Consider the following 12,879-nt stretch of genomic DNA (forward strand, 5'->3'; position numbering starts at 1 on the left):
AGACACCTATGTCATTAAGTCACGACATTCTCGCCGAGCTGGCGGAAATCAAACTCGGTTCCCCTCTGGCAGAGGCGCGCGCCACGCGGGACGCCGCCACGCGCCACGCCCAGGGCAGCTACGAAATCTTATTCACTCAGCAGGATAGCGATTTTGCGCTGGACGAGCGCTTCGCCGTCGCGGCAAAAGTCGCCAGGTGGCACAACGCGGAGGCGCTGGCCGCACACTATGCGGGGTTTGGCCTGGCAGACCCGACCTCAGACCGTCTGACCCCGGCGCTCAATTTCGCGCGCCTGCTGACCTTCTCCCCCGTCGAAGCCACGCCGACATCGTTAAGGGCGCTGACCCAGGCGGGTTGGAGCAAGGAAGGCATCGTGACGCTGGCGCAGCTTATCGCCTTTGTCAGCTTCCAGAGCCGACTGATTGCCGGGCTGCGGCTGCTGAACGACAGGCCCGTCGCCAAAAGCGATGCGCCGGTGGCGGCTGGCGTCTGGCACACGACCGCCACCACGGCCACCGGGAAGGCGGCTCCCGTCGCCTTCACCCAGCAGGAGCTGGGCTGGGAGCCGTGGATCGCCGCCAAACCGCTGGCGGATTTTCGTGATGACGAGGTTGCGATCCTGGCGAAGTTTGGCCACACCGATTCCGACTATTTCCGCCTGCTGGGGCGCAACCTGCCGGTGCTTGAACAGCGCACGCTAACGGATAGGGGGATTTTTTATACGCCGGGGGGGTTGCCGCGCGCCGAGCGCGAGCTGGCGGCAACGGTCGCCAGTAAAATCAACGGCTGCATTTACTGCGCATCTGTCCATGCGCGGAAAGCCAGCCAGCTGTCTAAGGATGACGCGGCGGTAGAGGCCCTGCTGGCCGTGCGTCCGGGACAGTCCCTGAGCGAGGGGCAGTCTGCGCGCTGGCAGGCGGAGATTAATTTTGCGGCAGCGCTGTCGGTTACGCCGCCGGCCGCCACGCCGCTGCACCTTGCCGCGCTGGAAAAAGAGGGGCTGGACACCTTAGCCCAGCTTGATCTGGTGCAGTCCGCCGCGTTCTTCGCCTGGGCCAACCGCCTGATGCTGACCCTGGGCGAGCCCTGGCTTGCCTGACTTCCATCAGGCTAGCGCGCGAGCGTTAGCCTGAGCCTGCCTGGCCCGCAGGTAACCGTAGATCAGTAATGCACTCATAGCCGAGAACGAGAGTAACGCCGCAGGCAGCGTGACGTAGCGCCAGCTAAAGCCGAGGGTAATCATCATCCCACCAAAGTACGCCCCGATCGCGCTGCCGAGATTAAACGCCATCTGCCCTCCGGCCGCCCCCAGCATCTCGCCGCCCTTCGCATTTTGCAGAAGCAGGATTTGCAGCGGCGCAGAGAGCGCAAACAGCCCGGCGCAGCAGATAAAGCCCATCACCAGCGAGGCCGTTTTCAGTTCACCGCAGGCAAAAAGCAGCAGCAGCGAGGCGACAATCACCATGTCGGTAGTCGCCGCAATGCGCAGCGGGCTAAAGCGTCCCGAGAGTTTGCCGCTCAACAGATTGCCCAACACCATGCCAAGGCCCATCAGCATCATGATGATCGTCATCATGCCTTCGGAGAAGCCAGAAACGTTGACCATAAACGGTTTGACGAAGCTGAACCACGCGAATACACCGGCGTTACCAAACATGGTGGCGGCAAAAATCAGCCAGGGCTCCGGTTTCTTCAGGAACTGGAACTGCTCGGTCAGTTTAATTTCTGATTTGTCATGAATGTCCGGCACCCAGATCAGCACCGAGAGGATCACCAGCGCATCGAACAGGGCTATCAGGAAAAAGGTATAACGCCAGCTGAACTGGTGCCCCAGCCAGGTGCCGAGCGGCACACCCACCAGGTTGGCGACGGTCATTCCGGCGATCATCCCGGCCACCGCGACCGTCACTTTTCCCGGCGGCGCAATTTTAGACAGAATAATCGCCCCGACGCCGAAAATCGCACCGTGCGGGAAACCGGAAATCAGGCGCCCCAGCGCCAGCCAGAAATAAGACGTAGAAAACGTAAACAGGGCATTGCCAACAGCGCACATCGCCACCAGAAACAGCAGCGTGGTTTTTAACGAGAACTTGCCGGAGAAAAGCGCCACAATCGGGGCGCCAATCACCACGCCGAAGGCATAAAACGAGATCATATTCCCGGCGGAGGGAATCGAAATACCGGTGTCATGCGCCAGCTCGGTTAACACGCCCATGATGCCAAATTCAGCCATGCCCAGGCCAAATGTGCCAAGCGCCAACGAAAATATTGTCTTTTTCATACCTCAACCACGGGTTAATCACTCGCAGCGGGCATTATTGAATAATCTTGTATGGTGAGCCAGTTCAAATCAGATGGCTGACAGGTTAATCCATTAATTCAGGTGGATTACACTTCATAGTGCGGCCTCGCTTTTTCCGCACCGGACAACCTGAGGATGACAATCATGGGAAGCAAAAAGAAAACCCCTGTCGCTGTTGATGTCGTATCGAATGCACCGCTTAAGACCAAAGAGTATGAAAAAGAGCTCCGCCGCCTGCACGTCGAACTGGTTAAGCTCCAGCAGTGGGTCGTCGCCAAAGGGTTAAAAGTGTGTATTGTTTTTGAAGGACGCGACGGTGCCGGCAAAGGCGGCACCATTAAAGCGATCACCGAGCGCGTCAGCCCGCGCGTCTTTCGCGTTGTTGCGCTCCCTGCCCCAACGGAAAAAGAAAAAAGCCAGCTCTACTTCCAGCGCTATGTGCCCCACCTGCCTTCGGCTGGCGAAATCGTGATCTTCGATCGCAGCTGGTATAACCGTGCGGGCGTTGAGCGAGTGATGGGGTTCTGCACGGAGGAACAGGCGGAGAAATTTTTGGACGGCGCGCCGGTTATGGAAAAAGCGATGGTCGATGCCGGCATTATCCTGCTGAAGTACTGGCTGGAGGTGACGCCGAAAGAGCAGGAGCGCCGCCTGCGCGACCGTATTAACGATGGGCGTAAGATCTGGAAGCTGTCGCCGATGGATATTAAATCCTTTAACCTCTGGGACGAGTACACCCGCGCCCGCGACGCCATGTTTGAAGCCACCGACACCGCCTGGGCGCCGTGGTTTGTGGCGCGTTCAGAGGATAAAAAACGCGTGCGCCTGAATATTATTTCGCATCTGCTTTCGCAGATCCCGTATAAAGAAATTCACGTCGACAAGGTGGATTTACCGAAGCGCAAAATCGGCAAGGTCAAACCCACAAAATATCCGTTCCGGTATGTGGAAGAGCGGTTCTGATTTGAAGAGTAGGCCCGCGCAAGCGCAGCGCCGCCGGGCAAAGCCGACGGCGCAGGTCTTACTTCATCCCTTCCGTACTTTCCTGTTTCGCTTCCAGTCGCTCCGCATCACGGTACCAGCGCGGGTGGTGTTTCTGCGCCCAGCGGCGGCTCACCTTCCCTTCAATCATGCCTTTAATCGATCCTTTCACCCAGAACGCCATATACATATGGATCAGGATGGCGTGAATCAGAATGATGGCCGACGTCGCGTGGATCAGCAGCGCGTAGCGAATCACCTGTATCGGGAAGTAGTGTGCAAAATACGGACGCCAGATCATCACCCCGGTCACCAGCAGCACAAAAATCATGCTCATGATGGTCCAGAACATCATCTTCTGCCCGGCGTTGTATTTCCCCACCTTCGCGACTTTGTGCTCGTTACCCTTCAGGACTTCAACGATCCCTTTCACCCACGGGATATCCTGCTTGTCCGGAATATTGTGATGGACGAAGCGCACGAACATAAACATCAGCACCACAAAAATCAGCACGCCGAAGAACGGGTGCAGAATGCGCCCCATCTGCGGCGTACCGAAGGTTTCGGTCAGCCACTGCAGCGTTGGGAAGAAGAACGAAATTCCCGATACCGCCACCAGGAAGAAGCAGATCACCACCGTCCAGTGACAGGCGCGATCGACAAATTTGGTGCGCACTATCATTTTCGACTTACTCATGATGCTCCTCCTCGTCGTCATCCACCTCTTTGTTTGGCCCGATACCGATGTAGTGATAAATCAGCCCGGCAAAGGTGGCGATAAAGCCCGCCGCGGAGAGCGGCTTGAGCGCCCCTTTCCACAGGTTGATGGAGGTATCGATCGCCGGATCCTTCGGCAGGTTGTGGTACAGATCCGGCTGGTCGCTATGATGCAGCACATACATGACGTGCGTACCGCCCACGCCCTGCGGGTTGTAAACGCCCGCTTTGTCGTAGCCCCGCGCTTTGAGCTTATCGACGCGTTCCTGCGCCACGTCCAGCATCTCTTTTTTGGTGCCGAAGTGAATGGCGCCGGTTGGACAGGTCTTCACGCAGGCAGGCTCCTGCCCGACGCTGACGCGGTCCACGCACAGGGTGCATTTGTATACCCGGTTATCCTCTTTATTGAGGCGCGGGATATTAAACGGACAGCCCGCGATGCAGTACCCGCAGCCGATGCAGTTGTCCTGCTGGAAATCGACGATCCCGTTGGCATACTGAATAATTGCCCCGGCAGACGGGCACGCCTTCAGGCAGCCCGGATCTTCACAGTGCATGCAGCCGTCTTTGCGGATCAGCCACTCCAGCTTGCCGTTCTGGTCGGTTTCGCTAAAGCGCATCACCGTCCAGGATTTGGCACTCAGATCCGCCGGATTGTCGTAGACCCCAACGCAGTGCCCCACCTCGTCGCGAATATCGTTCCACTCCGAACAGGCCACCTGACAGGCCTTACAGCCCACGCAGGAGGAGACGTCGATAAGCTTGGCGACCTCTGCCTTGTAGTCCCGCGCGCGGGGCGCGGGCGTTATGGGGTTGGTCGCGGAGCGTTTAATAATGTCTTGTGTTTCCATCGCCATTTAATCGCTCCTTACGCTTTCTCGATGTTGACCAGAAACGCTTTATACTCCGGCGTTTGCGAGTTGGAATCGCCGACGTTTGGCGTCAGGGTATTGGCGATGTAGCCTTTCTGCGCCACCCCTTCAAAGCCCCAGTGCAACGGGATACCGACGGTTTCCACCTGCTGGCCGTGCACGTTCAGCGACTGCAGGCGGCGGGTGACCACCGCCACCGCGCGGATAAAGCCGCGCTTGCTGCTCACCTTCACGCGGTCGCCGTTGGCGATGCCCTTCGCTTTCGCCAGCGTTTCGCTTATCTCCACAAACTGTTCCGGCTGCGCGATGGCGTTAAGCCGCGCGTGCTTGGTCCAGGTATGGAAATGCTCGGTCAGGCGGTAGGTCGTCCCTACGTACGGGAACTTGTCCTTTTTGCCCAGGCGCAGCACGTCGTCTTCGTAGATCCGCACCACCGGGCTGGAGACCACGTTCGGGTGCAGCGGGTTGGTGCCGAGCGGCGTTTCCATCGGCTCGTAGTGTTCCGGGAACGGCCCTTCCGCCAGCTTGTTGAGGGCAAACAGGCGCCCCAGCCCTTCCGGCTGCATGATAAACGGCCCGGTGTTGCTGCCCGGCGCGGCGGTGCTGTAGTCCGGGATGTCGTTCCCCGTCCACTTCGTCCCGTTCCACTGGATCAGCATGCGCTTCGGATCCCACGGCTTGCCGTTCACGTCGGCGGACGCACGGTTGTACAGCACGCGACGGTTCAGCGGCCATGCCCAAGCCCAGCCCAGCGTGTTACCCAGGCCTGACGGGTCAGCGTTGTCGCGGTTGGCCATCTGGTTACCCTGCTCCGTCCAGCTGCCGGTGTAGATCCAGCAGGATGATGCCGTGGTACCGTCGTCACGCAGCAGCGCGAAGCTGTTCAGCAGCTGGCCTTTCTTCGCCACCAGATTGCCGTTCGCGTCATACAGATCCGCCAGCGCCACGCCGTTGTTCTCTTTCGCGACCTCTTCGGATTCAGGACGATCCGGCTGCTTGTAGTGCCAGCTCATCTTCAGCAGCGGCTCAGCGCCTTTGCCGCCTTCGGTGCGGTACATTTCGCGCAGGCGGTGGTAAATCCCGGCCAGGATCTCGCCGTCGTTACGCGCTTCGCCCGGGGCGTCCTGGCCTTTCCAGTGCCACTGCAGCCAGCGGCCGGAGTTGGCAATAGAGCCGTCCTCTTCCGCAAAGCAGGTGGACGGCAGGCGGAACACTTCGGTCTGAATCGAGGCCGGATCGACATCGTTCGACTCCCCGTGGTTCTGCCAGAAGGTGGAGGTCTCGGTCACCAGCGGATCGATAACGACCATGAACTTCAGCTTGCTCAGGCTGCGAACGACTTTGTTTTTGTCCGGGAAGGAGGCCACCGGGTTGAAGCCCTGGCAGATATACCCCGTGACGTCGCCCTTATCCATCATGTTGAAATACTTGATGACGTCATAAGCCTGATCCCACTTCGGCAGCCACTCAAAGCCCCAGTCGTTCTCTTTCTGCGCCGCATCTCCGTAGAAGGATTTCATCAGGCTGACGTAGAACTTCGGATAGTTGCTCCAGTAGTTCACCTGATCCGGCAGCGTCGCTTTTGGCGTATTGGCCTCAAGATATGCTTGCAGATCGGCCTGCTTTTCAGACGGCAGCGTCAGGTAGCCCGGCAGGCTGGTGGAGAGCAGACCGAGATCGGTCAGGCCCTGAATGTTTGAGTGGCCGCGCAGCGCGTTCACGCCGCCGCCTGCCATGCCCATGTTGCCGAGCAGCAGCTGGATCATCGCCATGGTGCGGATGTTCTGCGCGCCCACGGTGTGCTGCGTCCAGCCCAGCGCGTACAGGAACGTGGTGGTTCTGTCGGCGGCGCTGGTGGAAGCCAGCACTTCACACACCTTCAGGAAGTCCGCTTTCGGCGTGCCGCAGATGTTCTCCACGACGTCCGGCGTATAGCGGGAGACGTGCTGCTTCAGCAGGTTCCACACGCAGCGCGGATGCGTGAGCGTTTCATCGCGCATCGCATAGCCGTTTTCATCGAACTGATAGTTCCAGGACGTTTTATCGTATTGACGTTTTTCGGCGTCATAGCCGCTAAACAGCCCGTCTTCGAAGGCAAAATCATCCCGCACCAGCAGGTTCGCGTTGGTGTAGTGCTTAACGTATTCCGCGTTGATTTTGTTGTTTTCGATCAGGTACAGCAGCACGCCGGACAGGAACGTAATGTCCGTACCGGAGCGGATCGGCGCATAGATATCGGCCACCGATGCCGTACGCGTAAAGCGCGGATCGACGACGATAAGCGTCGCATCGTTGTTGTTTTTCGCTTCCATCGCCCAGCGGAACCCCACCGGATGGGCTTCAGCGGCGTTACCGCCCATCACCACCACGACGTTCGCGTTTTTGATATCAACCCAGTGGTTGGTCATCGCACCGCGACCAAATGTTGGAGCAAGACTTGCTACCGTTGGTCCGTGTCAGACGCGCGCCTGGTTGTCTACCGCCAGCATGCCGAGCGAGCGCACAAATTTTTGCGTCAGCATGCCGGTTTCATTACTGGCCGCCGAGGCGCATAGCATGCCGGTGGAAAGCCAGCGGTTGACCGTCACGCCCTGCGCGTTCTTTTCAATAAAGTTGGCGTCGCGGTCGGCTTTCATCAATTTCGCAATACGGGAGAAGGCCTCATCCCAGGAGATACGCTGCCATTTGTCGGAGCCAGGCGCGCGGTATTCGGGGTAGCGCAGGCGGTTTTCGCTGTGGACGTAGTCCAGCAGCCCCGCCCCTTTCGGGCATAACGCCCCGCGGCTCACCGGATGATCCGGATCCCCTTCAATGTGATAAATCGCTTCTCTGGCGTTCTTCGCGCCATCGCCCAGGCTATACATTAAAAGCCCACAACCCACGGAGCAGTATGTGCAGGTGTTACGGATCTCTTTGGCGCGCAGCAGTTTATAGTTGCGTGCCTGAGCCAGCGCCATTTTGGGAGCAAATCCCAGCATTGCGGCTGTTGTTCCGGCCATACCGCCCGCGCAGATTTTAAAAAATTGTCTGCGGCTGACGTCCATTGCTGTCCTCGTTATCTGAAAAGACTTCGCGCCGCAAACTAACAGCAAAGCCCCTGATTTTTTTGCGTCAAATCAAGGTCATCAGCCTTCCCCCCCTTAATAGTCACCTCCGCAACGTTTCATTACCCCTTTTTGATTAACGGCTTAAGAGAATAATTCACGACAGCGACAGGCGTAATGCGATACATTTTTCCTTTAATTTTTATTGTGATGGCGAGTAATGGACAGAAAGAGAGCAACGCTTATTGGGCTGGCGGCAATACTGTTATGGAGCACCATGGTCGGCCTTATTCGCAGCGTGAGTGAGGGATTGGGCCCTGTTGGCGGTGCAGCGATGATTTACACCCTCAGCGGATTGCTGTGTCTGGTGACGGTAGGATTTCCTGATATCCGACGGTTTTCTCCCCGCTATCTTATTGCCGGCAGCGTTTTATTTGTCAGCTACGAAATATGTCTGGCGCTGTCGCTGGGCTATGCCGCAACGCGATCGCAGGCGATTGAAGTGGGCATGGTCAATTACCTTTGGCCGAGCCTGACGATCGTATTTGCGATTTTGTTCAACGGGCAAAAGTCTACCCTGTGGGTGATCCCCGGCTTGCTCATTTCGCTGCTGGGCGTGTGCTGGGTATTGGGCGGCGAAGAAGGATTACACCTTGAGGAAATAACCCGGAATGTCGTTTCCAGCCCTCTGAGCTATGCGCTGGCGTTTGCCGGGGCCTTTATCTGGGCCGCCTATTGCACCGTCACCAGCAAATTTGCGAAAGGGCAAAACGGCATCACCCTGTTTGTTTTGCTGACCGCGCTGAGTCTGTGGGTGAAATATGCCCTGAGCGATCAGCCCGACATGGTGTTCACGCTTCCGGTAGTCGTGAAGCTGGTTATGTGCGGTATCGCGCTTGGGTTTGGTTACGCCGCCTGGAATATTGGCATCCTGCACGGTAACGTCACGGTTCTGGCTGCCGTATCCTATTTTACCCCCGTGCTTTCTGCCGCGCTTGCCGCCGCGGTGCTAAGCTCCCCCCTGTCATTCTCGTTCTGGCAAGGCGCGCTGATGGTCTGCGCCGGGTCGTTGCTCTGCTGGTACGCCACACGAAAATAACGCTGCTCGACTGGCCGGGGGAATTTCAACCCGGCAACATAATTAACATAAATTTAAAATGTGATCAGGCATCAGAATATTTATCATGATAATAGAGCGTCTGTTTAAGTTCGGTTTATATTGAACGCCTTCTGTAAAGCCATCTGAAGCGAGTTGACACAAACTGACAACCCAGTGAAATTAGTGAGTGATGAATATTAACGCCATGGATAGCATGGCGTGCAATAATTCAGCTCTGACAGTTTTATGATAATATGCGGAATAGACGCTGAAAAATTAAAACAACCCATTGTTTTTAAAGAAAAGTAGCAATACCACCCTCATTAAACCCTCGGAAATTGCGAAATTTAACGCGATAAACAAAAACCATCAGAAATTATAGTAAAAGCAATAATCCCACTGACTAAATAGCTATTAATCGTATAAATTCCAACCACATTGTTTGAATGATCGCCTTCTCAGACGATCGAGATCACACTAATTGAAATTATCTCTAATATTTTGAAACTTATTATTGAAATAAGACTACGAGATTTTTAAGAATAGCATGCCATTGACGAACAGCCTCGTTTAGAAATCGTTCAAAGTGGTTCAGGAAATACCGAAAAAAATTATAAGGAACATTTAAGATGAAACTTAAATTAGTTGCAGTGGCAGTCACTTCCATGCTGGCAGCAGGCGTTGTTAACGCTGCCGAAATTTACAACAAAGACGGTAACAAGCTGGATCTGTACGGTAAAGTGACAGGTCTGCACTATTTCTCTGATGATGCTGGCGCAGATGGCGATAAAACCTACATGCGTATCGGCTTCAAGGGTGAAACCCAGGTTAACGATCAGCTGTCCGGTTACGGCCAGTGGGAATACCAGATTCAGGGCAACAAAGACGAAGGCGACAACCAGTCCTGGACTCGTGTGGCGTTTGCAGGTCTGAAGTTCGCGGAAGCAGGTTCATTCGATTACGGTCGTAACTACGGCGTGATTTACGACGTGACCTCCTGGACTGACGTTCTGCCAGAATTCGGCGGTGACACCTATGGTGCCGACAACTTCATGCAGTCTCGTGCTAACGGCGTGGCAACCTACCGTAACCAGGACTTCTTCGGTCTGGTTGACGGCCTGAACTTTGCTCTGCAGTATCAGGGTAAAAACGGCAGCGTAAGTGGTGAAAACACCAGCGGCCGCAGCCTGCTGAACCAGAACGGTGACGGCTATGGCGCATCCCTGACTTACGATCTGGGCGAAGGCTTCAGCGTAGGTGGTGCAATGTCCTCCTCCCGTCGTACCGCTGACCAGAATGCGGCTGGCGTATACGGTGAAGGCGACCGCGCAGAAGTATACAGCGGTGGTGTGAAATACGACGCGAACAACATTTACCTCGCGGCGCAATACTCTCAGACCTACAATGCAACCCGTTTCGGTACCTCTAACAACAAGCGTACCGACATTTACGGCTTTGCAAATAAGGCGCAAAACTTCGAAGTTGTGGCCCAGTATCAGTTCGACTTTGGCCTACGTCCGTCTATCGCTTACCTGCAGTCTAAAGGCAAAGACATCGAAAACTTCGGCGACCAGGATCTGGTTAAATACATCGATGTTGGCACGACCTATTATTTTAACAAAAACATGTCCACCTACGTGGATTACAAAATCAACCTGCTCGATGACAACACGTTCACTCGCCAGGCAGGCATCGGTACCGACAACATCGTAGCGCTGGGTCTGACCTACCAGTTCTAAATCTTGTCTCTCCAAAAGCCAGCTGAACAGCTGGCTTTTTTATCGCCCTCTTTTACCCGCCAGACGACTCCCCGCCCGCTGCCCGTCGCAGCCAGTTTTGCAGCAGCTTGCCGTCCTCGGTCATCTCTGAATCTGAGCGCACGCAGAGGTAATAGTCGCGTCCGTCATCAATCGGTAGGTCAAAGATCTTCACCAGCTCGCCGCTCTCAAGATACGGCGCAATCAGCGGCTCCCGCATCAGCGCACACCCCAGACCCGCCTGTACGCCCGCCAGCGTCAGCAGACCGTCCTCAAACATTGGACCGCTACGGCGAACGGGACGCTTCACCCCCTGCTGTACAAACCACTGCGCCCACGTCGTGCGCTCCTCATCGTGCAGCAGCGGCATCTGCAGCAGTTGCTCAGGCGTGTCGATATGGCCGTGAATGCGCAAAAATGCGCGGCTGCACACCGGCACCATCTGTCCGGAAATCAGCTTTTCACTCTGATAGCCCGCCCACTGGCCGTTGCCAAAACGAATCGACATATCCGATGCGTCGCTCAGATAGTTACGATGGTTGGCATACACCACGTTGATCTCGGTTTGGGGATTGGCGCGCATAAACGCAGGCAAGCGCGGGATAAACCACCCCATACCAAAAAGCGGGATCAGGCTGATGGTGACCTGACGCGTTTGCGCCTGCTCCGCCAGGTGCTCCGTCGCCTGGCGCAGCACGTTAAACGCCGCACGGATCGAGCGGTAGTATTCACGCCCGTGCTGGCTCAGCACCAGCCTGCGCCCCTGACGCTCCGTCAGCGGCATTTGCAGGTACCCTTCGAGTACCCTGAGCTGATGGCTGACGGCCGACGGAGAAATGTCCAGTTCCTGCGCGGCCAGCGTGACGCTGCCCAGCCGGGCGATGGCCTCAAAGGCACGCACAGCCCGAAGCGGCGGATCGTTTGCAAGGCGGCTCTCTGCATACGCAGGCAGGCCAACCAATTGTTCTGTTTTATTCATATGTTGATTTCTTTAGGCTTTTCACACAAAAACAGGTCTTCATTATATTTATATAAATCATAAAGATAGAACAATATCTATTTATCATAAGAAATAATAGATGCGTATTTTACAATTTTATTCATTTATTGGATGGTAGCCGCAGAACGAGCACTTTGCGGGTACAGACGTTGGATACACTCATACAACAACTGATCAACGGTGTGATGCTGGGAAGCATCTACGCGCTGATCGCGCTGGGCTATACCATGGTGTATGGCATTTTGCGCATTATTAACTTTGCTCACGGCGATATTCTGATGGTCGGCGCGCTCACCACGCTCTCCGCCATTAACGCCCTGAATACCACCTTCCCGCATATGCCGCAGCTGTTGCAGCTCGGCGTTGCCCTGATGATTGCCATGGCCGTCTGCGCCCTGCTGGCGATGGCCGTGGAACGCTTTGCCTACCGTCGACTGCGCAACGCCCCGCGCCTCGCGCCGCTGATCTCGGGTATCGGCGTTTCGGTCCTGCTGCAAACCGTGGCGATGATTATCTGGACGCGCAACCCGCTGATGTTCCCGCAGATCCTGCCGATGGACCCTATCGCCGTCACGTCAGGCAGCGAAGCGCATCCTCCTGCCATCGTCACCGTCACCGGTATCGTCACCGTTGTCCTTGCGCTGGCGGTGATGACCGGGCTGTGGCTGCTGGTGGAATACACCCGTCTGGGGCGCGGCATGCGCGCCGTAGCGGAAAACCCACGCGTGGCCACGCTGATGGGGGTTAACCCAAACGCCATTATTACCCTGACGTTTGCCATTGGCGGCGTATTTGCCGCGCTGGCAGGCGTGATGATGGCCAGCAATTACGGTAACGCCAGCTTCTCGATGGGCTTTTTGCCCGGGATAAAAGCCTTTACCGCCGCCGTGCTGGGGGGCATTGGTAACATTCGTGGCGCCATGATTGGCGGCATCCTGCTCGGCATTATCGAAGCGCTGGGCGCAGGCTACCTGGGTGAACTGACCCACGGCGTATTTGGCAGCAACTATCAGGATGTCTTTGCCTTTATGGTGCTGATCCTGGTGCTGGTCTTCCGTCCGGCTGGCCTGCTGGGCGAGCGCGTGGCGAACAGGGCGTAAGGAATT

General features: G+C 56.3%; 10 protein-coding genes. 5 read left to right on the forward strand and 5 right to left on the reverse strand.

The window, feature by feature from the left end; all coding sequences use genetic code 11:
- The first annotated feature begins 8 nt into the window (after positions 1 to 8).
- Complete coding sequence (locus tag FHC48_RS00750; RefSeq protein ID WP_220420485.1) at positions 9 to 1,100, forward strand: alkylhydroperoxidase domain protein; 1,092 nt, start codon at positions 9 to 11, stop codon at positions 1,098 to 1,100.
- Between the two features lie 6 nt (positions 1,101 to 1,106).
- Here FHC48_RS00750 and araJ read toward each other — a convergent pair whose 3' ends face one another.
- Positions 1,107 to 2,282 (reverse strand): MFS transporter AraJ, encoded by a 1,176-nt coding sequence (gene araJ / locus FHC48_RS00755; RefSeq protein WP_023292340.1) that lies wholly within the window; start codon positions 2,280 to 2,282, stop codon positions 1,107 to 1,109.
- A 165-nt stretch (positions 2,283 to 2,447) separates the two neighbouring features.
- Between araJ and ppk2 the strand changes: the two genes are divergently transcribed.
- Positions 2,448 to 3,266, forward strand: a complete 819-nt coding sequence (gene ppk2, locus FHC48_RS00760) for a polyphosphate kinase 2 (protein WP_023327546.1) — start codon at positions 2,448 to 2,450, stop codon at positions 3,264 to 3,266.
- A 58-nt stretch (positions 3,267 to 3,324) separates the two neighbouring features.
- Here ppk2 and fdnI read toward each other — a convergent pair whose 3' ends face one another.
- Genes fdnI through fdnG form a run of 3 tightly spaced genes read right to left on the reverse strand, consistent with a single transcriptional unit; the run spans position 3,325 to position 7,917 of the window.
- Entirely contained in the window at positions 3,325 to 3,981 is a 657-nt protein-coding gene (gene fdnI / locus FHC48_RS00765) for a formate dehydrogenase-N subunit gamma (protein WP_220420486.1), read from the reverse strand.
- Entirely contained in the window at positions 3,974 to 4,858 is an 885-nt protein-coding gene (gene fdxH / locus FHC48_RS00770) for a formate dehydrogenase subunit beta (RefSeq protein ID WP_059364461.1), read from the reverse strand. Before fdxH ends, fdnI begins: the two co-directional genes overlap by 8 nt.
- Positions 4,859 to 4,869: 11 nt before the next feature.
- On the reverse strand, positions 4,870 to 7,917 hold the full coding sequence (fdnG, locus tag FHC48_RS00775) for a formate dehydrogenase-N subunit alpha (protein ID WP_119312118.1): 3,048 nt from the start codon (positions 7,915 to 7,917) through the stop codon (positions 4,870 to 4,872).
- A 220-nt stretch (positions 7,918 to 8,137) separates the two neighbouring features.
- Here fdnG and yddG point away from each other — a divergent pair, with 220 nt between their 5' ends.
- Positions 8,138 to 9,016: an aromatic amino acid DMT transporter YddG gene (gene yddG, locus FHC48_RS00780; RefSeq protein WP_023292335.1), complete on the forward strand. Its 879-nt coding sequence runs from the start codon at positions 8,138 to 8,140 to the stop codon at positions 9,014 to 9,016.
- Between the two features lie 629 nt (positions 9,017 to 9,645).
- Positions 9,646 to 10,755, forward strand: coding sequence for a porin OmpC (locus FHC48_RS00785; RefSeq protein ID WP_023344209.1), 1,110 nt, complete (start codon positions 9,646 to 9,648; stop codon positions 10,753 to 10,755).
- 52 nt (positions 10,756 to 10,807) lie between these two features.
- On the opposite strand, the gene FHC48_RS00790 is transcribed toward FHC48_RS00785, so the two are convergent.
- Positions 10,808 to 11,752, reverse strand: coding sequence for a LysR substrate-binding domain-containing protein (locus tag FHC48_RS00790; protein ID WP_008501734.1), 945 nt, complete (start codon positions 11,750 to 11,752; stop codon positions 10,808 to 10,810).
- Positions 11,753 to 11,922: 170 nt separating this feature from the next.
- On the opposite strand from FHC48_RS00790, the gene FHC48_RS00795 reads away from it, so the two are divergent.
- Complete coding sequence (locus FHC48_RS00795) at positions 11,923 to 12,873, forward strand: branched-chain amino acid ABC transporter permease (protein ID WP_025910974.1); 951 nt, start codon at positions 11,923 to 11,925, stop codon at positions 12,871 to 12,873.
- Positions 12,874 to 12,879: the final 6 nt, after the last annotated feature.

It is taken from the genome of Enterobacter sp. EC_50 (assembly GCF_019584525.1).
Lineage (GTDB): Bacteria > Pseudomonadota > Gammaproteobacteria > Enterobacterales > Enterobacteriaceae > Enterobacter > Enterobacter roggenkampii.